The sequence below is a fragment of the Paenisporosarcina antarctica genome (assembly GCF_004367585.1).
GTDB lineage: Bacteria > Bacillota > Bacilli > Bacillales_A > Planococcaceae > Paenisporosarcina > Paenisporosarcina antarctica.
This window is the reverse complement of record NZ_CP038015.1, coordinates 2,880,410-2,907,371: the sequence shown is the minus strand read 5'-3', so window position 1 is coordinate 2,907,371 and position 26,962 is coordinate 2,880,410. Positions and strand designations below refer to the sequence as shown.

21 protein-coding genes, 1 tRNA gene and 1 pseudogene are annotated in these 26,962 nt (G+C 37.7%); 13 read left to right on the top strand and 10 right to left on the bottom strand.

Going from position 1 to position 26,962, the window contains the following annotated elements; all coding sequences use genetic code 11:
* Positions 1-64 precede the first annotated feature (64 nt).
* Both E2636_RS14040 and E2636_RS14035 read left to right on the top strand, forming a co-directional pair.
* Positions 65-1,807, top strand: coding sequence for an ABC transporter ATP-binding protein (locus tag E2636_RS14040; protein ID WP_134210755.1), 1,743 nt, complete (start codon positions 65-67; stop codon positions 1,805-1,807).
* On the top strand, positions 1,788-3,602 hold the full coding sequence (locus tag E2636_RS14035) for an ABC transporter ATP-binding protein (protein ID WP_134210754.1): 1,815 nt from the start codon (positions 1,788-1,790) through the stop codon (positions 3,600-3,602). The genes E2636_RS14040 and E2636_RS14035 overlap by 20 nt, the downstream gene beginning before the upstream one ends.
* A gap of 128 nt (positions 3,603-3,730) precedes the next feature.
* Here the strand turns inward: E2636_RS14035 and E2636_RS14030 are convergent, their stop codons facing one another.
* A complete protein-coding gene (locus E2636_RS14030) occupies positions 3,731-4,786 on the bottom strand; it encodes an acyltransferase family protein (protein ID WP_134210753.1) in 1,056 nt (351 codons plus the stop codon).
* 121 nt (positions 4,787-4,907) lie between these two features.
* Here E2636_RS14030 and E2636_RS14025 point away from each other — a divergent pair, with 121 nt between their 5' ends.
* Positions 4,908-5,783, top strand: a complete 876-nt coding sequence (locus E2636_RS14025) for a GNAT family N-acetyltransferase (RefSeq protein ID WP_134210752.1) — start codon at positions 4,908-4,910, stop codon at positions 5,781-5,783.
* Between the two features lie 31 nt (positions 5,784-5,814).
* Here E2636_RS14025 and E2636_RS14020 read toward each other — a convergent pair whose 3' ends face one another.
* From E2636_RS14020 to helD, 3 genes are all read right to left on the bottom strand, one after another.
* Positions 5,815-7,002: a GTP-binding protein gene (locus E2636_RS14020; protein ID WP_134210751.1), complete on the bottom strand. Its 1,188-nt coding sequence runs from the start codon at positions 7,000-7,002 to the stop codon at positions 5,815-5,817.
* Between the two features lie 2,118 nt (positions 7,003-9,120).
* On the bottom strand, positions 9,121-9,252 hold the full coding sequence (locus tag E2636_RS19595; protein WP_279587106.1) for a hypothetical protein: 132 nt from the start codon (positions 9,250-9,252) through the stop codon (positions 9,121-9,123).
* Positions 9,253-9,498: 246 nt separating this feature from the next.
* A complete protein-coding gene (helD, locus tag E2636_RS14015) occupies positions 9,499-11,736 on the bottom strand; it encodes an RNA polymerase recycling motor HelD (protein WP_134210750.1) in 2,238 nt (745 codons plus the stop codon).
* 210 nt (positions 11,737-11,946) lie between these two features.
* Between helD and kynA the strand changes: the two genes are divergently transcribed.
* The gene (kynA, locus tag E2636_RS14010; protein ID WP_017379451.1) at positions 11,947-12,807 is read left to right on the top strand and encodes a tryptophan 2,3-dioxygenase; all 861 of its coding nucleotides are present in this window, start codon (positions 11,947-11,949) and stop codon (positions 12,805-12,807) included.
* Between the two features lie 12 nt (positions 12,808-12,819).
* Positions 12,820-13,554 (top strand): glycerophosphodiester phosphodiesterase, encoded by a 735-nt coding sequence (locus E2636_RS14005; protein WP_134210749.1) that lies wholly within the window; start codon positions 12,820-12,822, stop codon positions 13,552-13,554.
* A 144-nt stretch (positions 13,555-13,698) separates the two neighbouring features.
* Here E2636_RS14005 and E2636_RS14000 read toward each other — a convergent pair whose 3' ends face one another.
* Positions 13,699-14,730 carry a DUF2804 domain-containing protein gene (locus E2636_RS14000; RefSeq protein ID WP_134210748.1) on the bottom strand — a complete coding sequence of 344 codons (1,032 nt, stop codon included), beginning with the start codon at positions 14,728-14,730 and terminating at the stop codon, positions 13,699-13,701.
* 155 nt (positions 14,731-14,885) lie between these two features.
* Between E2636_RS14000 and E2636_RS13995 the strand changes: the two genes are divergently transcribed.
* The 3 genes from E2636_RS13995 to E2636_RS13985 all read left to right on the top strand — a co-directional run bounded on the left by E2636_RS13995 (position 14,886) and on the right by E2636_RS13985 (position 16,777).
* Positions 14,886-14,958 (top strand) — tRNA-Ala (locus tag E2636_RS13995).
* Positions 14,959-15,312: 354 nt separating this feature from the next.
* Positions 15,313-15,858 (top strand): DUF6241 domain-containing protein, encoded by a 546-nt coding sequence (locus E2636_RS13990; RefSeq protein ID WP_134210747.1) that lies wholly within the window; start codon positions 15,313-15,315, stop codon positions 15,856-15,858.
* A gap of 376 nt (positions 15,859-16,234) precedes the next feature.
* On the top strand, positions 16,235-16,777 hold the full coding sequence (locus E2636_RS13985; protein ID WP_243840653.1) for a site-2 protease family protein: 543 nt from the start codon (positions 16,235-16,237) through the stop codon (positions 16,775-16,777).
* A 169-nt stretch (positions 16,778-16,946) separates the two neighbouring features.
* Here E2636_RS13985 and E2636_RS19430 read toward each other — a convergent pair.
* Positions 16,947-17,287: pseudogene (locus tag E2636_RS19430) on the bottom strand (IS5/IS1182 family transposase); the annotation flags it as partial.
* Between the two features lie 692 nt (positions 17,288-17,979).
* On the opposite strand from E2636_RS19430, the gene E2636_RS13980 reads away from it, so the two are divergent.
* Positions 17,980-18,465, top strand: a complete 486-nt coding sequence (locus tag E2636_RS13980) for an amidase domain-containing protein (protein ID WP_134210745.1) — start codon at positions 17,980-17,982, stop codon at positions 18,463-18,465.
* Positions 18,466-18,524: 59 nt separating this feature from the next.
* On the opposite strand, the gene E2636_RS13975 is transcribed toward E2636_RS13980, so the two are convergent.
* The 3 genes from E2636_RS13975 to E2636_RS13965 form a co-directional block, all read right to left on the bottom strand.
* On the bottom strand, positions 18,525-19,382 hold the full coding sequence (locus E2636_RS13975; RefSeq protein ID WP_134210744.1) for a DegV family protein: 858 nt from the start codon (positions 19,380-19,382) through the stop codon (positions 18,525-18,527).
* A 121-nt stretch (positions 19,383-19,503) separates the two neighbouring features.
* Complete coding sequence (locus E2636_RS13970) at positions 19,504-20,073, bottom strand: glycerol-3-phosphate acyltransferase (protein WP_134210743.1); 570 nt, start codon at positions 20,071-20,073, stop codon at positions 19,504-19,506.
* A gap of 71 nt (positions 20,074-20,144) precedes the next feature.
* A complete protein-coding gene (locus E2636_RS13965) occupies positions 20,145-20,378 on the bottom strand; it encodes a hypothetical protein (protein ID WP_134210742.1) in 234 nt (77 codons plus the stop codon).
* Between the two features lie 439 nt (positions 20,379-20,817).
* Here E2636_RS13965 and E2636_RS13960 point away from each other — a divergent pair, with 439 nt between their 5' ends.
* Complete coding sequence (locus E2636_RS13960) at positions 20,818-21,393, top strand: nitroreductase family protein (protein WP_134210741.1); 576 nt, start codon at positions 20,818-20,820, stop codon at positions 21,391-21,393.
* 129 nt (positions 21,394-21,522) lie between these two features.
* Here the strand turns inward: E2636_RS13960 and E2636_RS13955 are convergent, their stop codons facing one another.
* Positions 21,523-22,920, bottom strand: coding sequence for a dipeptidase (locus E2636_RS13955; protein ID WP_134210740.1), 1,398 nt, complete (start codon positions 22,918-22,920; stop codon positions 21,523-21,525).
* A gap of 155 nt (positions 22,921-23,075) precedes the next feature.
* Here E2636_RS13955 and E2636_RS13950 point away from each other — a divergent pair, with 155 nt between their 5' ends.
* From E2636_RS13950 to E2636_RS13940, 3 genes are all read left to right on the top strand, one after another.
* On the top strand, positions 23,076-24,326 hold the full coding sequence (locus E2636_RS13950) for a hemolysin family protein (RefSeq protein ID WP_134210739.1): 1,251 nt from the start codon (positions 23,076-23,078) through the stop codon (positions 24,324-24,326).
* Between the two features lie 239 nt (positions 24,327-24,565).
* Positions 24,566-25,111 (top strand): RNA polymerase sigma factor, encoded by a 546-nt coding sequence (locus tag E2636_RS13945; protein ID WP_134210738.1) that lies wholly within the window; start codon positions 24,566-24,568, stop codon positions 25,109-25,111.
* 297 nt (positions 25,112-25,408) lie between these two features.
* Complete coding sequence (locus tag E2636_RS13940) at positions 25,409-26,863, top strand: phospholipase D family protein (RefSeq protein ID WP_134210737.1); 1,455 nt, start codon at positions 25,409-25,411, stop codon at positions 26,861-26,863.
* The last annotated feature ends 99 nt before the right edge of the window (positions 26,864-26,962 follow it).

Sequence of the window (26,962 nt, the reverse complement as noted above, 5' to 3'; positions counted from 1 at the left end):
TGGCATAATAGTGAACAATCAGATAATTAATTCGTTTAACGAAGAAGTTTCAGGAGGACAATATGTGAAAACTGTATTTTCTTATGTCAAACCATATAAATGGCCAATTGCTATCGCTCTAATCCTTATGTTAATAGAACTTTCAGTCGAGCTTGTACAGCCACTCATCATCGCAAAAATTATTGATGATGGCATCATGCAAGGTGACGAGACGGTTATTTGGAAGTGGGGAGGGGTCATGATGCTTATGGCTTTCGTTGCTTTCTTTGCCGGAGCAACGAACTCTTTCTTTGCATCTCATGCGTCTCAAAGCTTTGGTTTTGATGTGCGTAGCGCTTTATTTAAACAAGTACAACAATTTACAGTGGCCACGTTTACTAAGTTTCCAACAGCTGGATTAATCACTCGACTTACAAGCGATGTAACCATGGTACAAAACGTCCTCTTTATGAGTTTACGTATCATGTTACGGGCTCCTTTACTTGTAATTGGTAGTGTCATCATGGCGTTTATCGTAAATGCATACCTCGCCATGTTGTTGGTCATTGGAGCACCATTTCTGATAGTTTTCTTATATTTCATGGTCAAAAAAGGAGTTAGCTATTTTGCGCTTGTTCAAGTTCGACTTGATCGTGTGAACCGAGTGCTGCAAGAAAACTTGCAAGCGGTGAGGTTAGTCAAAGCATATTTACGAGGCAAATTTGAGTCGTCCCGCTTTGAAAGAGTTTCCAATTTATTGAAAACGGATACGGTTAAGGCTTTACGTATTATGGAAATTATCTTGCCATTACTATTATTAGTTATGAACGTTAGTGTACTGGCTGTATTATGGTTCGGTGCTCGTGAAATTCAATCAAATAATGCTCAAATTGGTGAGCTAGTGGCAATCATAAACTACGCAATGCGCATGACAGGCGCTTTCACGATGTTTGCGTTCATCATCATGGCATTTGCTCGAGCGAAAGCTTCTGCTGAACGAATGGAAGAAGTGTTACTGGTCAATGAGGGCTTGGAACGCGATGAAGATACAGGTAAAATGCATGGCACTACAGTAGGCGAAATTAGCTTCCAAAACGTAACATTTACCTATCCAAATACAGCTGAAGCCGTTTTGAAAAATATCTCATTCAACGTTAAATTTGGTGAAAAATTAGCCATTATGGGGGCAACTGGTTCTGGAAAATCAACATTATTGCAACTTATCCCTCGCTTTTTTGAAGTGTCAGAGGGCTCCATTATTGTAGATGGAAAAGACGTAAATAAATGGCACCTTGATCAATTAAGGCAAGCAATTGGACTCGTTCCACAACAGTCACTTTTGTTTACAGGGAGCATTTATCAAAACTTAGCATGGGGGAAAACGGAAGCTTCAAAGGAAGAATTACAACAAGCAGCAAAACAAGCACAAATTCATACATCCATTGAACAGTTTGCCAAAGGATATGACACGAGAGTTGGACAAAAAGGCGTGAATTTATCTGGTGGTCAAAAACAACGTCTGTCAATCGCCCGAGCTTTGGTGCGAAAACCAGAAATCTTATTACTCGACGATAGTACCAGTGCGTTAGACGTCAAGACAGAAGCGGCACTGTGTGGAGCATTAGAAAAACAACAAGCCACCATGCTAGTTGTTACACAAAAAGTTGTTACGGCAAAAGGGGCAGACCGTATTTTATTACTAGACAATGGTCATATTTCCGCATATGGTTCACATGAAGAATTACTTGAAACTTCCGATTTATATCGTCAAATTGTGGAGTCGCAACAACAACAGGAGGTACCTGCGCATGCGACAGATTCCATTTAAACCATTTGGCTACGAACCCGTATTATCTAAAGAAGATATTACACCAGTAAAAAAGAAAAAAGGGGAACGTGCAGGGAATTGGCAAGAAGTATTGAAACGCATTTGGCATCTAGTTGATGAACAACGTGGACTTTTAGTTACTGTTCTCTTACTCGTCCTTGTCAGTTCTACACTAGCATTAGTTGGTCCTTACTTACTTGGAAAAATAATCGACAATTACATTGTTCCTGGAAAATTTGCTGGATTACAAACTATGATCACTTGGTTAATCGGAATTTATTTCTTCTTATCACTGTCGTTATTTTTCCAAAACTATTGGATGATTGGTATTGCTCAACAAACCATATATCGCTTACGTACAAATCTTTTCGCTCATTTTCAAAAGCTGTCGGTGTCATTTTTTGATAAACGTCAGCATGGCGAATTGATGAGCCGTGTAACAAACGATATTGAAAATGTCAGTGCCACGCTTAATAGTTCATTTATTCAAGTATTCTCAAGTGTACTAACATTAACGGGAACCATTATAGTTATGTTGACCTTAAGTCCATTACTGACGCTACTTACCATGACCATCATTCCTGTTATGTTTTACGCCATGCGTTGGATTACGAGGAGGACAGGGAAGCTATTTAAAGAACAGCAACAAGCGGTTGGCGATCTAAATGGAATGATTGAAGAGACCATATCTGGTCAACGAATTGTTAAAGCCTTTTCACAAGAAGATCGCGTGACTGATGAATTTATTGTGAAGAGCCAGCGTTTACGTCGAACTGGATTCTGGGCGTTAACTTATTCAGGATTTATCCCAAAAGTCATGAACATGTTAAATAACGTAAGCTTTGCAATTGTCGCAGGTGTTGGTGGTTTACTTGCTTTAAATGGTCATGTGACAATTGGAACCATCGTTATTTTCTCAGAATATGCCCGTCAGTTTACACGTCCATTAAATGATTTAGCGAATCAATTTAATACAGTCTTATCGGCGATTGCAGGAGCTGAGAGAGTATTCTCCATCATGGATGAAGAAGTTGAAAAAGATGAAGCGACAACACATATAAACACGGTGTTAAAAGGGAAAGTTGAATTTGACAAAGTATCTTTTAAATACGAACAAACGGATGTTGAGCACACTATTCGTAATGTCAGTTTTACCTTGAATCCAGGCGAAACGGCAGCACTAGTTGGTGCAACAGGTGCTGGGAAAACAACCATCATGCAATTACTCGCACGTTTTTACGAAACGAATGAAGGACAAATTAGGATTGATGATATCCCTATTCAAGATTTACCTCGCCAAACTTTGCGTAGTCAAATAGCTTTTGTCTTGCAAGACCCATTTTTATTTGAAGCAACAGTAAAAGAAAACATTCGTTACGGCAGATTAAATGCGACCGATGAAGAATTATTTGAAGCCGCAAAACAAGCGAATGCACATGACTTTATTATGAAATTACCTGAAGGATACGATACCGTGTTAACTGCCGATGGTGGAGAAATCAGCCAGGGACAAAAGCAATTGCTATCCATTGCTCGTGCCTTAGTGGCAGACCCCGTCATTTTACTGTTAGATGAAGCAACGAGTAGCATCGATACGGTTACGGAAATGAAGATTCAAGAAGCATTGGAACGGCTAATGAAGGGACGCACGAGTTTTGTCATAGCCCATAGATTAAATACAGTTAAACAAGCAGACGTCGTTTACGTAATGGATCAGGGACAACTAGTCGAATCAGGGAGTCAACAACAACTAATTGCTCAAAAAGGATTATTCTACAATATGTTAACGCAATGATCTACTGTACAGTGAAGTGAACCCATTCAGCCGTATATCTTCAATAAAAAGCCCTCGAACACTAGATTCGAGGGCTTACTTGATTTGTGCATCCTTGCTGCTCTTAAGGAAATCCGTCTAGATATTTATTACTGTGTAGAAGGCGTTTTGCTTTTTTTGGGAGAGAATCCACCAAGAAACAATTTTCCGTGTGGAACAAGCTTTTGGATGATGATTGAAGCTATAATCGGGACAATTATACCGAATATTGTAAACTCGATAAAACCATACTCGAAAAAATCTTTTAGCACAATATAAGTAAAGATGTGCAAATACATGATACTAAGAGAGTGTTTTTCAATTCTGCGCAACCAATTCATTGATAGGTAAGATGATAGAAATTGGAAAACGCCAACAAACACTAAGGTAAAGGATAAAGGAATAACTAAATCAAAAACTAAGTGGTCATACCGTAAAAACTTCATACTTAAATGATAATCAATGATGTTAAACCAATCTAGAGAAATGGCTGCAACACTACCTATGACTCCAGCGATTAGCCACGGTTTCGTGATATCCATCCATATGTTTTTCATATAATAGCCAAGTGCAAAATACACAACTGCCATCATTGCCACATCCATGTTCCAAAGCATTGGGATTGTTTGAGAAGCTTCAGCAGGACCACCGCCGATCAAGCGCATTGCAATCAAACTTTCAATATGGGCAATTAAATAAAATGCGACTAAGATAGCTATTTGTTTTGTCCGATTAAAGTATTTTGTCATCCATAGGAAGACTAGGTAAGCAAAGAACAATGTGGTAACGAACCAAAATACTCCGTAAGCGCCACGTACAAAGCGACCACCAATAACGAGCGTCCATAAATCACTTAAATACCATGAGATATCAAAATTTCCAGAACCGATTTCTATTCCATAACGAACGACCGTAATCATTACAAGAAAAAATAAATATGGTACGATTAGTTGCATAAATCGTTTATGAATGACTTTCTTTGTAACACCTTTTTCTAGAATGGGCTTAAAAAACATACCACTCAAAATGAAAAATGCAGGCATGTGGAACCAATATATATACGTAGCAAGCGGGAAATCAAGTTCTCCAGGATAATGGCCCATAACGACAAGAATCATTAAGAATCCTTTTGTGACGTCCACCCAAGATAATCGTTTCTTTTGCATCAATTAACTCCTCCAAAAAATCGTACTGATGTTATTATATAACCGTTTTGGAGGAGGTTAAACAGTTGTTATCATAATGATACACTGTAGACATATTAATGAAACAAAGGAGGAAATACTTGTGGACATTACCATATTAACTGTATCGTTTCCTTTAGATTTAGAAACATCTAGCGAAATACAGGCATTAGTGAAAATAAATGAAGCACTCGAAAACACAAGTTATGAACAAATATTAAACATTCCCGTCATGACGGACCCATTATCAAAAGGATTCGCAGTCCTTGCTTATGCCGAAGAAAATTTAGTTGGTGTCATCACAGCCATAGATATGATCGGTATTCATGCATACGAATGGAGCGCTCTCGTCCATGTTGACTATCGAAGACAAGGGTTAGGGCAAGCGCTAATTAACGAATTGCAAAGAAACTTAGAAGTACGTGGATTTGAAAGTGAACTTGCTCTTACAATAAAAGAATCGCAAGCTGGAACTGCTTTTTTACAACAGGCAGGCTACGAATGGAATTTTTCCGAAGCGACATTAAAAGCAGAAGTGAAATGTGCAGAAAAACGGCTGGATGTTGAAGTAGTCCCATATACAAAGGAAAAAATAGAGCTTACACGAATATTAATGAGCGCTTTTGGCGATTCCGAAGATGAGGTACACACAATGTTAGAGTTTAGCGTATCGAATCCTTCTAGACATGTGTTTGTAGCGAAAATGCAGCAGGAAGTAGTCGGAACCGTTACAGTTGTAGAAGAGAACAAAATATTATGGGTGACAGCTTTAGCGACAGAACCATCACACCAGGGCCAAGGAGTAGGGTCTGCACTACTAGCATTTGCCAAAGCTGAAGGCCAAAGAATGGCGTGCGAAGCAGTCATGCTAGATGTAGAAATCGACAATGACAAAGCATTATCTGTATATGAAAAAGCCGGATTTATGCCGATTATTCAAGTTGATTATTACGTGAAAACACCCACAACCTTTAATTAGGTTGTGGGTGTTTTTGAATCATAACGAAAAATTAATCTGCAACTACAAAAGCAGGCAATGGATCTGCAAAAGTTGTCCAGTCAATTTTCATTTCTTCTTCTGTTAATAAACAACTATCAAGTTGTTCTTCAATTTCTTCGCGATCCATATCCAGGCCTATCCAAACCATTTCAGTTTGGCGATCACCGTGCACTTCATCCCATCTCGCTGCAATGCTTTCATCCTCTAACATGATTTCGCGCTGTTCGGCTTTCGGAAGAGAGGCTATCCAATTACCCGCTCCTTGGAATTGAAGAGAATTTCCAGCTTGAGATAAAAGGCCGGCCATTTCATTTCGTGTTGCCAACCAGAAAAAACCTTTAGAACGAATGACTTCCTGTGGGAATACACTTAACCAAGCATTCCAACGCTCAGGATGGAATGGACGCTTGCGTCTATAGACAAACGAGCTAATGCCATATTCGTCGGTTTCTGGAATATGTTCTTCATTTAATTCTTTCATCCATCCAGCTGATTGACTTGCCTCTTCGAAGTCAAATAATTGACGATTCAATATTTTGCTAGGAGGAACTACGCCGTTTTCGATAGGAATTATAATGGCATCAGGATTCATTTTTAGAAGGAATACGTTAAAAGCGTCTAAAAATTCAGCTGTAACTAAATCCGTTTTGCTAATCAGTAGAATGTTCGCAAACTCAATTTGGTCAATTAACAAGTCTGATACATCACGCACATCTTCCTCATCATCCGTTTGTTTGCGTTCAAATAACGATTCACCGCTTTCATAGTCACTCCAAAAGCGGAATGCATCTACTACTGTGACCATAGAATCAAGTCTGCAATATTGTGTAAGGTCTATTCCGACTTCCTCATCAATATAGGTAAAAGTTTGTGCTACAGGAATTGGTTCTGAAATTCCTGTCGATTCAATGACGATATAATCGATATCACCTTGTTTAGCTAACTTTTCTACTTCAATCATTAAGTCTTCACGTAGGGTGCAGCAGATGCAGCCGTTTGTTAGCTCAACTAATTTCTCTTCAGTGCGAGAGAAACCTCCACTTTGAATAAGTTGTGAGTCAATATTAACTTCGCTCATATCATTGACAATAACCGCTATTTTCTTACCTTCTTTATTGGCAAGTAAGTGGTTTAATACCGTGGTCTTTCCGGCACCTAAATAGCCGCTTAAAACAGTAACTGGAATTTGAGTTTGCATATATTCGCTCCTTAAGTTATTTTATAAATAGTAATGATTACGATTTGAATGATACACTTATTTAAAGAAACGTGCAAGGGGGTAGAGAAAAAGGATATTTTAAATGGGTTTCAGGTTCTCTTTGGATGGAAAACTTGCTACATCATAACTTAGGAATGAAGTGAAGGTCAAAGTGATAAGACCGACATGTAAACAGGGAATAGGAAATGTATCGACTATGGTTTTCGGTTCGCTATGGATGGCCAACCCGCTGCACCATAACCTAGGGAATGAAAGTGAAGATCAATAAGACCGACATGTAAACAAGGAATAGGAAATGTATCGACTATGGTTTTCGGTTCGCTATGGATGGCCAACCGGCTGCACCATAACCTGGGGAATGAAAGTGAAGTTCAATAAGACCGACATGTAAACTGGGAATAGGAAATGTATCGACTATGGTTTTCGGTTCGCTATGGATGGCCAACTCGCTGCACCATAACCTGGGGAATGAAAGTGAAGATCGAAGTGACGTTGTCACTTCGACCTTCACTCGTTCCTACAGGCAATCTTGTGGCGGGTGTGCATCCTTCGCTCACCTACAACCTAAACGTGCACAGGTCTTTGATTTTGGTTTACGAGAGAAGAGATACTGACTATCTAGATAAGAAGCGGCCGAAGATGCAATTTCGGCCACTCGTAGCAAACTATAAAGGATCCCACTGCGTTACTTGAAAGAAGGGTTACACAGAATATCTCTCCTCTATGTCAGACCAGTACGTTCCAATTTATAAACTATATCAGCACGCAAATACCAACAGGAGCGTAGCGTAAAAAACCATTTAATATCTATTATAAAACAGCGAATAAACCCTACTATAAAAGCCATGTCACTTTCGTTACCTTTCTCTATGGCTAATGATCAATTTAATAGGTGCTGTTTCAGCAAGTTAACTAGGTTGTGAGACGTATTTGGGCGATAAATCTCTAAATTGTCCGATAAATGTTGTGCAAAAGAAAGAAGCTTTCAAAATTAGTTTCACTAGTCAAGTAAACTAGTTAATGAAACAGTCCTTAGCGATTCTTCTTTCATTTAGGAGCGGAGCGTAAACAAAAGCATTCAAGTCCACCTTAAAAAATGCGTAAACCCTTGTATGGTAGCCATTTCGCTAATTGCAAATTTCCTGTTGGAGGAGGTTACATAACAAGGTTCTTAATTTATTAATAGTTGTTTCACCACGCACACTGTATCACCAGATTTCTGGTTCACTTTGAACGACAAACAAATTTCGTCTTAACCTGCAAATGAAACCAATAGGGTTGTGACGGGCATTCTTGAGGTGAGTATGATGGACGAGTGAATAGACACTGACATTAAAGGAAGAAGACGGCTGAAGATTCAATGAGGAAAGTGAAAAACTAATTCCTCATGCAGATCACTACATATACGTGTGCGAGACCATGTAGCACTTCAAGTTCACAGCATTTCTTTTTTTAAATGCAAAATCTTGATTTGTACTGTCGGATGCCTCCGCCAGCTTTTTTTTGATGGAAAGCAATAAATATAAATTCCATAATTTAACTATTACAACGTGAAGCTCTATTTTTACTACGTGAACTCTCTTTTTTACAACGTCACCTTAAATAATTACAACGTGACGCCTCAAAATTACAACTGAGCCTTCACTCGACAAGAAAGTGTATATTTCCCCCACAGAAAAACCCGCCAATTACTGCGGCGGGGCCATTAACCACTGCAGTCTTTCTATTATTTAGGTGCAAAATCTTGATTTGTACTGTCGGATGCCTCCGCCAGCTTTTTTTGTGACGAGAAGTGATGGACCATGTTTCCAGGTACACCTTTACGAAAGAAGGATTGTGATGTGACTTGTGACATCATAATCCTTTTCATTCCCTAGGTTATGGTGCAGCGGGTTTTGCCATCCAAAGCGAGCTGGAAACCATAGTAGATACTGTTCTGCCACTCTTAGGTATGGCACTTTCTTCTATCAGGTGTGCCGCAAGAGTCTTATCCCAGATGCGAGCTGAAATTTGTGGGGCAACTGTGTCTACGTCTGCCACCGTTTATTTTTTCTTTATAATGTGCGAAACCTTCTTTCAAAAAAGCAAAGTAATCCTTTATAGATGGCCACGAGCTGCCGAAATTGCATCTTCGGCAGCTTCTTCTTTAGACAGACAGTATCTCTTCTCTCGTAAACCAAAATCAAAGACCTGTGCACGTTTAGGTTGTGGCGAGCGACGGATGCACACCCGCGGCAAGATTGCCTGTAGGAACGAGTGAAGGTCGAGGTGACAGCGTCACTTCGACCTTCACTTTCATTCCCTAGGTTATGGTGCAGCGGTTTTGCCATCCAAAGCGAGCCGGAAACCATAGTCGTCACAGTCGCAATTTCCAATCTATATGTAGGTCTTCTCATCTCGATCTTTACTTTTAATCCTTAATGTAAAACAAAAAACGTTTCTCCCAAGTGGAAGAAACGTTAAATAGGTGACTTACTAACTCGTTGATGGTGGCAATAAAAAGTGTTCTCTACTTGATCCGATTAAATGTAATTCATGCATTGGACGAGTCATCGCTACATACAGCAGTTTGCGGTCGATTGAATGCTTACGGAAAGGTGTGTCAATCGCCACAATCAACACTGCATCAAACTCTAACCCTTTTGCTAAATGACTAGGCAAGACGAGTAACTTTGTCTGGTCAATATCCGAATGATCGTTCAAGTATTGAATGGGAAGGAAATCCTTAAGCTGATTAGCAATTAACTGCGCTTGTGAAGTTGTTTTGCAAATTAGTGCAATTGAATGGTGACCGCGACTGCGGATTTCCTCTAACAAAGAAACGATTCGTTGTCCTTCAAGTACACTCATTTCATAAAATTGTGGATCAATACCATGGCGAACAACTGGTTCAACTAATGGCAAGTCTTCATCCATTTGCGTTAAAATGCTGTTTGCAACTGTCATAATTTCAATAGTCGTTCTGTAGCTTTTTTGCAGAGTCTTATAAGTAGCTCTTGGGAATAATTCAACGACTGGATCCCATGAAGTAAGGGCACGATAGCTGTATATACCTTGCGCTAAATCTCCAACCATCGTAAACATATCTGTTTCAAGACCTTCTTTTAAAGCGGCAAGTTGGAAAATGCTATAATCTTGAACTTCATCAATAAAAACAACGCGCATTTTCCATTTATCGGGTATGCTTCTCAACCTAGTATGCATGTAATAAAGAGGTGCTAAATCTTCTAATTCCCAGGATTCGATTGAATGGCTTTGAAGGAATGCATGCCGTTGCTGGTCTGTCCACTGAATTGTATGTTCACATATGAATTCATCAGCCGTGACAAAGTTGCGATACATCTTTTTAATATTGGCTTTCTTAAAGCGTTTCATATAAGCAGACGTAGTGGTTTTTGACTCTTTTTCAATGAGTGGGATGCGGTAGTCACGTTCATCGATATACTTTGTAACTTCGGATTTTCTCTTGGCGGCATCCCGGATTCCAAATAACGCTTGATCTAAAGCGTCATCATATTTCTTATTTAACATGAACAAAATTTCTTTTTTCTTTTGGCGTACGTGAGATTGAAAAATTAATTTAATACGTTCTAAGCGTTTCTCAATTGGCATATAGGAAAAGTCACCTAGAAATAATTTTTTTAATTTTGAACCTCTCATAATACGGTATTTTTCAATGAAAACGTCTTCGAACTGATCGGCAATTGATTTCTCGTAATCTTTGAGATAGGCATCTATCAATTCTTTATAAAAAAGAGAGCCTTTCATTTGAGATTGCCACAGCATCATTTCATCTGGAAAGTCTTGTTCAGTTAAAGTAGCTAACTTTAAGTTTGAATCTTTTAGTTTCAATTTAATAGTAGTTGCTTGTAAGACGTATTCAGCGAAAGTAGTTTGACAAATTTTACTGACTCCGAGTTCCGGTAAAACCTCTGCTATATAGTCCATAAACAATTTGGATGGAGCTAGAATCATCAGTTTATCGGCTGGAAAATGTTCACCCATTGTATAGAGAAAATACGAAATACGGTGGAGGGCGATGGTCGTTTTCCCACTACCTGCTGCACCTTGCACAAGAATGGGCTGTTTTAAATGAGCCCTAATAATTTCATTTTGCTCAGCTTGAATGGTCGACACAATTTCAGTTAAACGAACATCTGCTTTACCTGAAAGAGCTTCTTGCAAAAGCTCATCATTGGTCGTTAAATCAATGTCACGAACAGATTGTAACTCGCCTTGTTCAATTGTATATTGACGCTTTGAAAATAGATGGCCAGTAAAAGTGTCTTCTCGAACGTCATATTCAATATCACCAAGTCGTCCATCGTAATACACATTGGCAACAGGCGAGCGCCAGTCGACAATAATGGGTTCTTGTGTTTCTCGTTGAAATAAAGACGTCTTACCAATGTACAACATTTCACTGTCTTCACCGTCTTTTTGAAAATGAATGCGCGCAAAATAAGGTTTTTGCTGAATGGCTTCTAACCCTTCTTTTTGAGAACGGGCCATTTCGAAAAAGCGGGCATTTGTTAAAATGTTCGTATAGCTTAAACTGGAATCTAAATAATCGAGATCGGCCATGGCATGACGAATATTTTCTTGTGCAGATTTTACATCTCGTTTTGATTCGTCTAGTAACTGTTGCATATAGTTTTTAGTGTAGGTCAGGCGCTCTTGTTCTTGCTCAAAATCAGGATGTTTCTGTGTCATACAGTCCTCCAATATGAAGAATTTTGCGTCCTGCAAGTGATGAATGAAAGATGTTGGGGTTTGAAAACAGATTTGAATTATAACATTATTTGTTAAATCAGTAAAATAAGAATTTTCGAAAAATGCAAGTAGTCTGTTAAAGTGTTTAGTCACATGTCATACTACAGCTAGACGAGATGAGCGAAAGTAGAGACTTAAGGAGATAATACCATGGAAAAAAAGCCATTAGATCAAGGGCAAAACCCTGCTGCACAAGGAGAATCGGGATTACATACAGATTTCAAAGAAAACATGACGTACGGAGAATACCTTCATTTAGATAAACTGTTAACGGCACAAGATGGCTTAAGTGATCACCATGATGAGGCATTATTTATCATTATCCATCAAGTTTCTGAGTTGTGGATGAAACTCATTTTACACGAACTTCGCGCAGCGATTACTAATATTGAAAAAGATGATTTACAGCCAGCATTTAAGCAACTCTCTCGCGTATCAAAGATTCAAACTCAGATTATTCAAGCATGGGATGTATTAGCGACATTAACACCTGCAGAATATATGGAGTTTCGATCTACTCTCGCAAACGCTAGTGGTTTCCAATCGTATCAATATCGGATGATTGAATTTGCACTTGGCTACAAGACAAAACATGTGTTAAAAATTTACGAAAAAGATGAAGAGTTACTTAGTACATTGACTGAAGCTTTCCATCAACCCGGGCTATACGATGCGGCGATTCGCAAGCTAGCTCGAGCAGGACTGCCAATAGATGAAGAAATTGTTTCACGTGATGTATCAACCCCTTATGAACCAAATGACAGTGTCTTGGCAGCATGGACGACTGTTTACCGAGACGTAGACACCTATTGGGAATTGTATCAATTAGCGGAGAAGCTAGTAGATGTTGAAGATTGTCTTCAGCAATGGCGTTTCCGTCATATGAAAACAGTGGAAAGAATTATTGGCTTTAAAAAAGGTACTGGTGGATCTTCAGGCGTCCATTATTTAAAGAAAGTGTTGGATCAATATTTCTTTCCTGAATTGTGGACATTACGTACAGAAATTTAAGGAGGCTTCAGTATGAAAATATATGCACATCGCGGTTCGTCAGGTACTCATCCAGAAAATACACTGGCGGCATTTAAAGAAGCAGCTCGACTAGACATTTTTGGAGTAGAGCTAGACGTTCATTTAACAAAAGATGACAAGATGGTCGTTATTCATGATGAGGCTATTAATCGAACTTCTAATGGGAAAGGATTCGTAAGGGATTTAACTTTATCAGAATTACGTGCTTACGATTTTGGGAATTGGTTTGGTGATGATTTTAAAGGAGAGTCCATTCCTACTCTTGAAGAAGTATTAATGATATTTCAAAACACAACACATCATCTAAATATTGAATTGAAGTCGGATATTTTTGAATATGAGGGAATGGGGGACAAGGTACTCCATTTGGTTGTGAAAATGGGCTTGGATGAGCGAGTACTAATTTCTTCTTTTGACCATGAAGCTGTTCGGAATTTCAAAAAATCTGCTCCGCATATCGAAGTTGCTTTAGTAACAATGGATGTGCTCGTCGATGCCTATGATTATGCACGTTTTATCCCAGCGGATGCTCTGCATATATCGTACCCAGCAGCTCTGCGTAAGATGACCAAAGAAGCCATGTTAAAAGGAGCTATTATTCGCGTGTTTACGGTAAATGAAGTAATGGATGTACAAGCTTTGCAACAAATTGGAGTCCACGCAATTTTCACTGATTTTCCCGAAAAAATGAAACATGTTTTGGAAGCAGGGAAGATAGACAAATAGGTTTCAATATATTTCCCTATATAGACGTAAAAACTCCTCATTCCCTAGAACTATAAGGGAGATGAGGAGTTTTTATGTCTAGCTTTGAAGGACTTCGGCATAGCATTCATATGTATAGCCGTGTGACGATCTCCGCTTTTAAAGCTACCATTTTGCTTTATGATCTTCGATACTTCCTAGTAATTCTGTGATGGATAAACAGGAGCCGTCTTGTAAATGAACGAAACCGTTAAAATATCCAACCATTTGATAACCGTTCAAATTGACGAATCCTATATTAATATTTGCTTCACGTTGTAAAAAAGGAGTAAACGTCAAATTCACATCTGATGAAAACTTAGAACGAATATGCCAAGGGTTCATTAAATCATTTTTGTCATATGTGAAAATCACATCTTCTGAAATTTTTGATACTTGTCCGTCAACAAATACAGCATTTTCAGTCATGCCAGTACCATCTGTCCATGTTCCACCAAAATTGAGTCCAATACGCTGGTTTCCCAACCTTTGAGAAGCGGAAGCCCATTTCCTGGAAGCCTTTCTTGGCCAAACCCCTCGCCCATAGTCAAGTACAGCATAACTATCTTCTGAATTGAAGTTGTACCGTTTGTCACCAACTTTGACAAATCCACTTGTCGGCAAAGTATAGTGCTTTGCCGTATGGTGAAATAATTGTCGATTCCACGGAATTACTACATTTAAAGATTCATCATTAACAGGATGCTCAATTTGTAAGTCTGCATGAAGAAATTCACCATCAAAATTTGAAATCGTCACTTTCATATGTGTTTCACCTTGCATATGTATAAGTTGAATACTCATTTCATTATCAAAAAACGTAATCGTTTCTAGGACTTGATTAGGCATATGAATGCGTTGCCCTAATGAAACCGTAATCGATTTCTCAAAATATCGTTGTGTTTCATAATCTAAGAAGTACACACTACAAATTACAGCATAATCCATATGGCGAATGGACGCTGAAAACATAATATCTTCTCCGAAAACACACCAATTATTCCATTTTTTCTTGCGCATAAAATGACCTGATAAATTACTATCAATTAATGATTTTCGCGAAAATCCAATAGCTGCAGGGTTTAAATTTCCTTTTGAATCGCATAGAGCTATAGGTTCTAGAATCTCACGTTCTGCATGTTGCTGAACTTTTGGCATCTCAACACCCTCTCGCCTATTGAATCCACTACTAATGTTGTTATATAATACATATTGTAACAAATATATGGCTCTAGCGTATTAGCTCAGATGAAAGTTCACACACAAGTCAATTACTTTACCCAAAAGTATAGACTATTTATTATTTAGTTCAAGGGGGCTTAGCTCAGATGGGAGAGCGTTTGCATGGCATGCAAAAGGTCGTCGGTTCGATCCCGATAGTCTCCATAAAAAAAGCATTTACTTAATCTGAAAAGACTAAGTAAATGCTTTTTTGTTTAAGTGGCATTCCAACTACTAATTTTGTAAGTATGAAATTATGTTTAATTATCATTTTATCTACTGAAAAATAACAATAAGATTGGATCAGGGCATACTATTTTCTAATAATATGTTCCATCTTTAAAAACAATATCTTTGCAATGCAAGTTTTTAACATTAAAATGGTAATATAATCTTATTTTCTATGTGAAAGAGGCGATTGGTAGTTTATGAATAGTTTACTCATACTAAGTGTTTCTAAATTATTTTTAACTTCGCGCCTATTGTCGTACGTGTATTAAATTTTATTGGGAGTGAAATATGAAAGAATTAATTAGAAAATTCAAATTCACTAAATTTCAAAAAATTGTTTTAAGTATAGCTGTTCTAGTTACTCTAGGTTTTATCGGTTTTGGTATTTTTGGAAAAGATCTTCCGATTGTAAAGAAAGAAGGGACTATTACAGAAAAAACAACCGAAGATGGAGGAAAGATTATTGAAGTAAATGAAGTGATGAAAAAGCCTATAGTAGAAGAATTTCCAATGACTATGTTAGATTATCAAGTTGCTAACGCAATTCATGCCATGTCTCATCAAAAAATTGAAGCAGACAAAAAATGGAGTCTCCTTCCTTTAACTGCAGAACGAGTAACGCGATTAATTGAGGTAATTGAAACTAACAAGAGTGAATATACAAATTGGCGATTGTATTTAAGAATTTTAACGCGTTGGTCGGAAAATGATTTTTCTCAAATAGACGAAGAACATAATGAAATTTGGGATCTGCAAGGAGGAAATGTTGGTCGAGCGACAGGCATTCTCAGCTATGAAGAAGAATTAGAGTTTATAAAAAAACATTATAAGTAAAAAAGGCACTATTGTGAATGACTTTTGCATTGAAGAAGTGTCCAGTCTAACTTTGCTATGGATAATATTTTCCCGTGAGGTTGTTCTAGAAATTCTATATGTAGTATAAAGTCTTGAACAACCCTGTTTCTTTATTTGAATAAAATATGTTGTCTGTTACCTAAGCAAAAAAATAGGAAAAGTGTTGGTGAAACCCAACTCTTAAAATGATACATTAGCTTTAAAGAAGCTTTGCCTAATTAGTAAAGCGGCTACTCAAAAAGTTTGAAGGCAGGCGGACAATATAGAATTTTTAGCATTTTCATTAACAGAGATTCCGTATGTAGTAATCACATTAGTATTCGCCTTTACACTTCATGAATTTATGCACGCTTGGATGGCATCAATATTTGGAGATGACACAGCAAAAAATCAAGGACGAGTAACATTAAACCCACTGAAACATCTAGATTTTGTTGGGACCCTATTAATTTTTATCGCAGGGATTGGATGGGCAAAACCCGTACCGATTAATAGTACCTATTTTTCTACAAGACGTATTCAATCGATTATTGTTAGTTTAGTCGGACCTCTTAGTAATTTTGTTTTAGCCTTTGTTGGATTTAGTGTTTGGTATTTTACTCCAGTTAGTATTTCAGTAGAAGAATTTCTTAACATCTTTGTTTCTCTGAACGTGGTGTTAGGTGTCTTTAATCTATTACCACTACCTCCCTTAGATGGCTATCGTATCGTGTCTAGCTTATTTTCAGCAAAAATTCAGATGAAACTTCGTCCTTTAGAAATGTATGGTTCAATCCTATTTTTAATCGTGATATTAACTCCGATTGGGGATTTTACCATAATTCCATTTATTAGAACTAGTATAGATGTGGTTATGAATTCTTTCTATTTATTTTATGAATGGATTTTACCAATCTAATAAACAATTAGTAGTTTAAATAGGATGACCGACATCAGGTAAAAACCACTCATTTGATTCGAGGGCACTGTAAATCTTACGTTTTTAAAATTTGTAAGTGAGTTTAAATTGAAAAAGGTGACATTTCGTTCGGTTTGGAACGAAATGTCACCTTTTTCTTTCGCATTACTTACTCTGCTTCCTTCAGTAAGGTCATAATTCGTTTGAGGTTTACGGTAGTAAATATCACCATTACTCCTTGCATCTGCATACCCGTGTCTATGTTTCAATTCACTATTCTTTGCATCGATTTTATAGCGGGATTTCGCTTTTCCTTTAAATTCTCACTACTTTGAAATACTTCTTGATCTTTATGTTCTGTCGGTTTATGGTCACAGAATAGGTCGTACTTTTCGCAACTTCTGCATAACAACCTTCACGAAACGGACAAATTTCACATGTATCAATATCAAAAAAGTAGGTTTGTCTTTGGGTACGTGCTGTTTGAATCGCCATATTACTAGCCTGACAATTCTTAGAGCACAAAAGAAAAGTCGACGAGTTCAATGATTGGGCCTAGCATATTATTTTCTAGGACAACGATATCGTAAATCGCTATAAATGGGCTAAGATATAAAGATTCTTGATTGGAAATGATCGGGACATCACTCGAAATTAGTACACTTATTATATAACAAAAATAAGCAATCTTTTCCTCTAAAATTGAGGAATGAATTGCTTGTTAGATTGAAAAGCCGGGGGCACATACTGTTAGATTGAACAGAAAAAGAAACCTCATCTTTTTTAAATGAAAGAAAATATATATACAAGTGATTGAAGTGGAAGGCGGCGACTCCGGCGGGAAAAGCGAGACAGACGAGACCCCGGAGGAAGCGTAAGCGGACGAGGAGGCTCGTCGATCGCCCCGTGGAAAGCGTCCGCATGTAACGGAAATCACCTACACTATTTTCCATAAGAAAAAAATAATAAAGTAACTTTTTCAGTGGACTCTTTGATTCCATGAGTGGTTTCTAAAGGTGATTTTCAGCAAAAGTTCTTCCTGGAAAAAAAGGTACTTCTTTTCGTAGTATCTGGATTCGTCCACACACTCCCCTAAAATAATAGACATCAATACCCTAGACATCATTCTGCGCATCTTCACAATAATCATTTCTTCTAATTCATTCATTAGCCACATAATCTCTCCTAAGGGGGGAACTTACATGTACAATCGCCAGGCGGCTGTTCAATATGCGAACAAATGGTGGAATTCAAATAATCCTGCGTATCCTATCTTCGACGATGACTGCACAAATTATATTTCACAATGTTTAAGAGCGGGAGGGGCACCCATGCGTGGATATCCAAATCGTGAAAAAGGATGGTGGGTCCAAGGTGGAACATGGAGTTTTAGTTGGACTACATCTCACTCACTTCGTTGGTATTTAGATACCTCTACTGTGGGATTGAAGGCTGTAAAAGTAGCGAATGCCAGTGATTTAGAATTAGGAGATGTCATCAGTTATGATTTTCAAGGGGATGGAAGATTTGATCACACGACAATCGTGACTGGATTTAATGGCAATGAACCACTAGTTAATGCTCATACAAATAATAGTCGGGCCAGAAACTGGCGCTATACAGATTCTATGGCTTTTCAAGATGAAACGAAATATATATTTTTTCACATTAAAGATTCGTTTGCATGAAAAAAACCCTTGGGATTTCCAAGGGTTTTCCTGTGACCAAATTGTTTCGATTTTAGGTGTTATTCAGCAGGGACATGCCAAAGAGCGGCGATTGTTCCTTCACCCGCATGCACAGCAAGTACAGAACTGATTTCTCCAACACGTACTTTAAGTTTTGGTACTTTTGAGTGAATTAAGTTTTTTAATTCTTCTACTTGAGAAAGAACATTTCCGTGCATCAAATCAATGGACGTAACACCATCTTTTTCGTGTGCTTCGATCGCTTTATCAACTAAATAGGTAAGAGCCTTCTTATGAGAACGAACTTTATCGAGCGCTTTTAATTCACCTATTTCATTTAAGTGAATGATTGGTTTAATTTTCAATAAGCTGCCTAGATAAAATTGGAGCCCACTCATACGTCCGCCTTTGTAAAGTTGGTTTAAGTTACCAATTAGAATGTAATTACGGAAGTTTTTCACTTCATTACGTAATTGATTTGCGATTTCTTCCAGTTTCATACCACGCTCTTGCAAGATAATACCGCGTTCTACGAGTTTGGTAATTCCTGAAGATAGGGCAAGTGAGTCAACACATTCCATAGGTACTTCGGCAATTTCTGCACCAGATTTAGAGGATGAAATTGTTCCACTCAACTGTGCAGAGACATGTACAGCAATAATCGCTTCATAATTTTCACTAATTTTTTCGTATAACTTGGAAAATTCCCCAGCTGCTGGTTGTGAAGTTTTTGGGAATTCTTCTGCTTTTCGAATGCGTTCATACAGCTGTTCAGATGTTAAATCTATTCCATCAGCATATTGTTCTTGTCCAAAATGAATGGTTAGTGGAACAACATGAACATCAGGGTGGGCAGCAAGTATATCGCTAACATAAGCGGTACTATCGACAACCCAAGCAATTGGTTTTTTTGTCATCAATTAAACATCCTATCTTTAATTAAAGATTTTGACTATTTTATATTATATCATGAAAAGTATTTTCAAGCGAAGGTCTTAGGTTTCATTGTAGATAAAGCTATTGAAAATATAATGAATTTTAAGCGTGTTTCCATTTTTTTTCATCAAAAGATTGTTTGAAGTCAAACCGATGACGATACATTATGAGTAAGATGACAATCAGTATTGGCCAAGCATGATGTACTTCATTAAAATAGAAGACTGAACCAATATAAGCACAGTATGCAAAAATCATACTGAGAGTCGCACTCCGAATGAATGGAATAACAAGGAAAAATGCAACACTAAAAGCAATAGCAAATAAAATGTTAAAAGTGAGTCCGATACCAACGAAAGTAGCAATTCCTTTACCACCTTTTCCTTTTAACCAAAATGGAAACAAATGACCACAAATTACAAGCAATCCACCCATAGCAACTGCCCATTCCGGATAGCCGAGATAGCGTCCAGCTAAAATAACGAGCACACCCTTCAAAGCGTCACCTAAAAATGTCAAAAGAAATGCTGCTTTTCCAATCACTGCTCCAGCATTACGAGCACCTAAATTTCCACTACGATGGCTGCGTAAGTCGATGTTGTAGTATTTTCCAATCCACCACGCTGTTAGAACATTACCAAATAAATAGCTCGCTAAGAAATAGACAATCATGCGAACCCTCCATTAATGGTTTCTTTCTATTATGAAGGAAAATAGCGCTTTGGGGAATAACAAAAACATATTCACAGATTGCTGGAAAAAGAGGCATCACAAAGGAATGGCTCTTTCTTGTTATAATTAGGAGACAATTGGTTAGTTGCGCCAGTCAGAGCAGAAGTTGCTTCAGTCAGAGCAAAAGTTGCTTCATTCGGAGCAAAAGTTGCCCCAGTCAGAGCAAAAGTTGCTTCATTCGAAATAAAAGTTGCCATAGAAGGGTTTATAATAATGAGCAATTCAACGTAGTGATCGAAATTCACTTCAAAATCAACTCCACATAAATCCAATGAACCGTGTTATTCGACTTGGCGGAATAACAAGCTGCTAAAGTTAACATTTAGAAGTAATTATCTGTAAATTTTGCACTTACCGTCATTTTCTATAACTATTGATTTTGCCAGTCAAAAAACTATGACAATGAACCTACTTTTGTCATAAATGATAACAGGTTCTATGCCATGTGCTACAATAGTCCATAGTTGTTGATGTTCAGAATAGTGAAGCCATACCGTACACCGATCTGCGAGTATAAGTATACCTAAATCAGCTAAAGCATGAGCAATTTATGTAAGTTTGTTTCCGTTGTGATTCTTCCGATATATTCGAAAATGATTGCAAGCAACGGTCAATTTTAATTATCTTTGCTGCAGTCGCACACATTTGATTTTAACTTGTTAATGAAAAGGGGAACTTAAACATATGAATGGACAATCATTATCAGTACGTGACGCAATACTTCAACGTCGCTCAATTAAAAACTTTAATGGACAACCAGTAGAACGTGAAACGCTTTTAGCCGTATTAGAAGATGCAAAATGGGCTCCAAATCACGGGAATCGTGAACCATGGAGAATGGTTGTTGCTTGTGATATGGAATTGAAAGAACTTCATACAGTATTACGAGACTTCGGTGTTGCGAAGTGGAAAGAGCTTTCTGAAGATGAATTAACAAAACAAATGAAGAAATTCACTTCTGCAGGAGCTTATGCATTTGTCGTTGTTAAAGAAGATGTGCGTCAAAAAGAAAGATTGGAAGATTATGCAGCTACTAGTAGCTACATTCAAAATGCGCAATTATTAGCATGGGACTTGGGAATCGGAGCTTGCTGGAAAACACCTCCATTTATAGATGCACCAAAATTCCGTGAAGCTCTTGGCATAAACCCAGGAGAACGCATCATAAGCATGCTGCAATTTGGTTATTATGATGAAATGCCAAAAGCAAAACCTCGTAAAGCTGTCGAAGATTTCATTACATTCTTCGGTTCAAACTAAAAAATCCCGATTCATCGCAACTTATGCGGAGAATCGGGATTTTTATTTATGATGGTTCACACTTCTGCTTCAAGCCCTCCTTTCAATAAGGACTTTCCAGCGAGATTGTGTATACTTTTTTTCATTTTCTTACTTCTTCAAATCCTCTTTAGTAAATTGAGCGATTTCATAATAGTAATCGCCAATCACCCGAAGCCCTTGATCAAAGTTTTCTAAATGGAAATGCTCATTTGGTGCATGGATGTTTTCAGAAGATAGTCCGAAGCCCATAAGCACTACAGGAAGACCTAAAATTTCATCAAATGCAGCGACGATAGGAATCGAGCCTCCACCGCGAATATAAGCTGTTGGCACATTGTATATTTTTTCATAAGAACGGCCTGCAGCTTGAATTGCTGGGTGATCAAATGGCGTGATAAATGGTTTACCTTTATCAAACTCTGTTATTTCAACTGACACACCAATTGGTTTATATTTTTCGATATGTGCTGTTAATTTCGCTACAATTTCATCTGGATCTTGATTGGGTACTAAGCGACACGTGATTTTAGCGCCAGCTTCAGCAGGAAGTACTGTTTTAATACCTTCACCAGAGAATCCACCAAAAACACCATTGATTTCTAAAGTTGGTCGAGCCCATGTTTGCTCTGTATAGGTATAACCCTTTTCACCAAATAAAGCGTCTACACCAAGCTCAGCTTTTAAAGCATCTTCATCAAAATTAAGTGAAGCATATGCTGTACGTTCTTCATCTTTAAGGGGGATAACGTTGTCGTAGAAACCTTCTACTTGAATCGTTCCTTCTTCATCACGGAAAGAATCAAGTACTTCTACTAATGCATGAATCGCATTTTGAACTCCGCCACCGTAGAGCCCAGAGTGAAGGTCACTTTTTGCACCTTTAACTTCAATTTGAACACCAGCCAAACCGCGTAAACCATAACAAACAGCTGGTTCCCCAGGCCCTTGCATACCAGTATCAGAAATAACGATAATATCTGCAGCAAGTTTATCTGTATTCGTCATTAAATAGTCAGGTAAGTTAGGACTACCAATTTCTTCTTCACCTTCGATACAGAATTTCACATTTACTGGAAGCTTGCCATCCGTTTGCAATAAAGCTTCAATTGCTTTTAGGTGCATGTAAACTTGTCCTTTATCATCACTCGCACCACGTGCAAACAATTTATTGTCACGAATTTGAGGGTCAAAAGGTTCCGTTTCCCACAAATTTAATGGGTCCACAGGTTGTACGTCATAATGTCCATAAACTAAAATAGTAGGCAGTCCCTCTGCATGTAACCAATCTGCATAAACAACGGGTTGTCCTTTTGTTTCATCAATTGAAATGTTTTCTAATCCGATTTTTTTCATAGAGTCAGCTAACCATTCAGCAGCCGTTTTCATGTCTTGTTTATGAGCTGAGATTGCACTGATACTTGGAATACGTAAAAATTGTTTTAATTCGTCTAAATGTACTTCTCTTTTCGTTTCAAAATAAGTATTTAATGATTGTAAATGACTCATAAAATTCCTCTTTTCGCAAAGTTTCGATAATGGAAATAGTATAGCACATTGATTTATAGAGTCACAAAAGAGACGTTAAAATTCACAATATGATATGATGAGACTACTAGAAATTGAGCGGGAATTTTTTTGACTCATAGGAGGAAACACGGTTAATGGAATTTTTAAGTTTAGCCATTTGTTTAGTTTTATCACTTTTCTTCTCGGGAAGTGAAACAGCACTAACAGCAGTCAATAGGATGAAGGTTCAGCTTCGTGCTGAGCATGGGGACCGAATGTCGCAAAAACTCCTCATGTTACTCGCTAAGCCGGACCGTATGATTACGACAATTTTAATAGGAAATAATATTGTTAACATTTTGATGCCTATATTATTGACATTTATTGTATTGAAGTATAATTGGAATATCGCAATTGCGACGACAATATTAACAGTAACTATTATCATTTTTGGTGAAGTACTTCCAAAAACAATTGCTGTTACATTTTCAGATCGCATTTCGTATATAGTAGCACCGATTATTGCATTTCTTGTTCAAATTCTTCGCCCCATCACATTTTTAATTGCGAAGTTTACAAATATTTTCATTCGTATTATCTCTAAGGGCACAATTAAACAAGCAACTTTAACAAAAGAAGAACTGCGAACGATGGTAGATATCGCATCAACAGAAGGTACATTCCAAGAAGATGAGTCTGAACGATTAAAAGGGGTTCTAGATTTCCCTCATAAAGACGTTGAAGATGTACTAGAAACTCATCGTACAGAAATAGTCGGTATTCAAATGAACTCTACATATGAAGAAGCACGTGATATTATTTTGGAACATTATTACACGCGCTACCCAGTATATGAAGAAAGTATGGATCATATTGTGGGAATGTTTTATTCAAAAACGCTGATTGAATGGTCGATGGACCCTACAATGGAAATGCACGAATTAATTGACCGTGAACCATTGTTTGTTGTTCAATCTGTGAGTGTTGAAAAAGTCTTCAAACAAATGCTTACGAAGAAAAAACATATGGCGATCGTCCTTGATGAATATGGTGGTACTCTTGGAATCGTGACGCATGAAGACATTATTGAAGAAATGATTGGTCAAGAAATTGAAGATGAATCAGATGAAGACGAAGATGTTTTAGTCTATGAAATGAATGAAACTCGTCTCATTTGTCATGGTCGATTAGAAATTGAAGACGTAAACGAAATGTTCAAAGTTAAAGTTCCAAATGATCATGATACAATCGGTGGATTTGTTTTGGAACAGTTGGGACATATGCCAGAAAACGGTGAGCAGTTTAGTTATGATAATCTTCATTTTGAAGTGAATTTAATGGATCGTAACCGTATTTTACAATTAACAGTCACAATTAAAGACAATGAAGAAGTGTTGAATGACTAATCGTCATTTAACACTTTTTTCTTGTTTTGGACATTTTCCAGGTTGACAGAATTCTTCTCGACGGAGTGTGCTTCCAAGTTGATGCAGTAAGGATCCAGGTTGTACAAAATCTCTGATTGGCGCTCTGCGCGTTTCAACCTTACACATATGTAAGAAATATGAAAGTGAATACGATAGAGAGTAAGGTTCGTTTTTGGCAATATATAGTTAACAGCAAAAACGAACGGAGGACGAACCGTATGAACGAGCCATTAGAGAAAGTTTACGAAGAATATCAGCGTTATATATATCACTTATGTTTAAAGTTAACGCGTAATCAAACAGAAGCCGAAGACTTAATGCAAGAAGTGTGGGTTAAGGTTGTACGCTATCAAGCATACATAAAAGATGTTGATCATGTTAAGGCTTGGTTAACAACAATATGTTTGAACACTTTCCGCGATCGCTACCGTAAAACGGTACGTCGTAGCAAGCATATTTTAAATCAACCGGAACAACTAGATGTTCCCGTACTTGATTTAATACCAAGCCACGCACTAAGTACAGAAGATATGCTTGAAAAAGACGATTTGTCGCAAATGGTTCAGCAAAAAATTGCTGCGCTTGATCACATATACAAAACAACAGTACTATACTTTTATGTATATCAATATTCACTAGTTGAAATTGCAGCATTGATGAAAGTGTCGATTGGGACTGTTAAATCGCGTCTGTTCCGTGCAAAACAGCGCTTAAAAGAAATGATGATAGCGGATACTAATGCAGTCGAATATCTGCCTGCATAATGAAATCACAGTCACTTTGACTGTGATTTTTTTGTGTTTAAGGAGATAAAATAAGCGGTTAAAAACTCAGTTGTAATTAAAGAAGGTGACGTTGTAAAAATTGAAGTTCACGTAGTAATATTGAGAACCTTGGTTGTAAAAATTACGTTCCACGTTGTAATAGTTAAATACTGGAATTAAAAATTGCTCTTTATTCCTAATAAAATTTAGGGAATTAGAAGTTTCATCTGGTTTGCTGATGCACCAACAAGGGAATAACGGAATTATAAACGACAAAGTTTCAAAGGGGGAACGTATATGGTCAGCAAAACACGCAAACAATGGAGCAAAAGAAAACGCATTGTTATAGGTTCTTTAGGCGTATTGTCCCTTATTTATATTGCTGTTATTTTGTGGCACACATTTAAACCATTGCCACAAGGTGTTTCGTATGATGGAGAGTTACATAAAACAGATGCAGTAGACTTTATTACGGATTTGACGTATGCGCAAGATCAAAAAGGCAAGGACATGGTGCATGAAAACCATATTTTTGATGCAGTGAATACAATGATTAAAGAAGCAGATGACTTTGTTGTCGTTGATTTTTTCTCGTTTGACGGATATTACGATGAGAAAGTAGATTTCCCTAAAATTGCGGACACGCTATCTACAACACTAGCAAATAAAAAGAGAGAAAATCCTAATATGCCAGTGGTGTTTATTACTGATCCACTTAATCGTGGCTATGGATCATATGAGAATGAATGGTTTAAAAAAATGCGAGATGCCGGAGTTGAAATTGTATATACCGATTTAGACCAACTGCGCGACTCTATACCTATTTATTCAGGAATTCACCGTACGTTCTTCCAATGGTTTGATATAGGTGGGAAAGGTTGGATTGCGAATGCGACGGCGAGCGAAGCGCCTAAAATGACAATCGCGTCATATATGACACTACTAAACATAAAAGCAAACCATCGAAAAGTAGTAGTGACAGACAAAGAAGCCATGGTGACGTCTTCGAATCCTCACGATGCAAGTGGATTCCACGGTAACATTGCATTAAAAGTAACAGGACCAATTATAAATGATATTTTAGAAGCTGAAGAAGCAGTTTCATTATTCTCTGGTGGACCTGAACTTCCGCGTGCAAAAGTGGAAGAAAGTGACGGGGAATATGAAGTTCAATATGTAACGGAGAAAAAGATTTTGGACGCTTTACTTGCAGATTTGGCTATTACTGAAAAAGGCGATAAAATATGGCTCGGTATGTTCTTCATAGCAAAACGCGATATCGTTAATGCCTTGATCGATGCAGCAAATCGTGGAGTTGAAGTTAATATGATTTTGGATCCAAACGAAAACTCATTTGGCCAACAAAAATCAGGATTGCCGAATCGTCCTGTCGTCCAAGAGATGGTGGAAGATACGAAAGGCAAGATAAACGTTCGTTGGTACAATACCGTAATTGGACAGTACCATGCAAAGGCAATTTGGATTCAAACAGACGACCAAACGGTGATTTCAAGTGGATCTGGAAACTATACGGACCGTACACTTGATAATTATAACCTTGAAAGCAATATGCGGGTCGTCGCGCCAAATGACAGTGAATTCGTCGGTGAAATGGAAGACTATTTTGAACGTATTTGGAACAATGAAGACGCTATGTACACAGTGGACAAGGAAGAGTTTCAAGATGACTTCACGTGGTGGCAACGCTGGATTTATACATTACAAAAATCAATAAAAGTAACAACATATTAACATGAAAAACCCCTGTAACTTTATTTGTTGGGGAATGGAATGGCTATATGTAAGAGCGTTAAATTGGTTCGGATAAAGTCAATCCTAGATTAAGCGCTG

Coding starts and splice junctions, on each gene's coding strand:
- E2636_RS13990 (WP_134210747.1), top strand. CDS start 15,313: ATGAAAGAATTAATTAGAAAATTCAAATTCACTAAATTTCAAAAAATT.
- E2636_RS14005 (WP_134210749.1), top strand. CDS start 12,820: ATGAAAATATATGCACATCGCGGTTCGTCAGGTACTCATCCAGAAAAT.
- E2636_RS13975 (WP_134210744.1), bottom strand. CDS start 19,382: ATGACAAAAAAACCAATTGCTTGGGTTGTCGATAGTACCGCTTATGTT.
- kynA (WP_017379451.1), top strand. CDS start 11,947: ATGGAAAAAAAGCCATTAGATCAAGGGCAAAACCCTGCTGCACAAGGA.
- helD (WP_134210750.1), bottom strand. CDS start 11,736: ATGACACAGAAACATCCTGATTTTGAGCAAGAACAAGAGCGCCTGACC.
- E2636_RS13980 (WP_134210745.1), top strand. CDS start 17,980: ATGTACAATCGCCAGGCGGCTGTTCAATATGCGAACAAATGGTGGAAT.
- E2636_RS14000 (WP_134210748.1), bottom strand. CDS start 14,730: ATGCCAAAAGTTCAGCAACATGCAGAACGTGAGATTCTAGAACCTATA.
- E2636_RS13945 (WP_134210738.1), top strand. CDS start 24,566: ATGAACGAGCCATTAGAGAAAGTTTACGAAGAATATCAGCGTTATATA.
- E2636_RS14030 (WP_134210753.1), bottom strand. CDS start 4,786: ATGCAAAAGAAACGATTATCTTGGGTGGACGTCACAAAAGGATTCTTA.
- E2636_RS13960 (WP_134210741.1), top strand. CDS start 20,818: ATGAATGGACAATCATTATCAGTACGTGACGCAATACTTCAACGTCGC.
- E2636_RS13940 (WP_134210737.1), top strand. CDS start 25,409: ATGGTCAGCAAAACACGCAAACAATGGAGCAAAAGAAAACGCATTGTT.
- E2636_RS13950 (WP_134210739.1), top strand. CDS start 23,076: ATGGAATTTTTAAGTTTAGCCATTTGTTTAGTTTTATCACTTTTCTTC.
- E2636_RS13985 (WP_243840653.1), top strand. CDS start 16,235: ATGGCATCAATATTTGGAGATGACACAGCAAAAAATCAAGGACGAGTA.
- E2636_RS14020 (WP_134210751.1), bottom strand. CDS start 7,002: ATGCAAACTCAAATTCCAGTTACTGTTTTAAGCGGCTATTTAGGTGCC.
- E2636_RS13955 (WP_134210740.1), bottom strand. CDS start 22,920: ATGAGTCATTTACAATCATTAAATACTTATTTTGAAACGAAAAGAGAA.
- E2636_RS13970 (WP_134210743.1), bottom strand. CDS start 20,073: ATGATTGTCTATTTCTTAGCGAGCTATTTATTTGGTAATGTTCTAACA.
- E2636_RS14035 (WP_134210754.1), top strand. CDS start 1,788: ATGCGACAGATTCCATTTAAACCATTTGGCTACGAACCCGTATTATCT.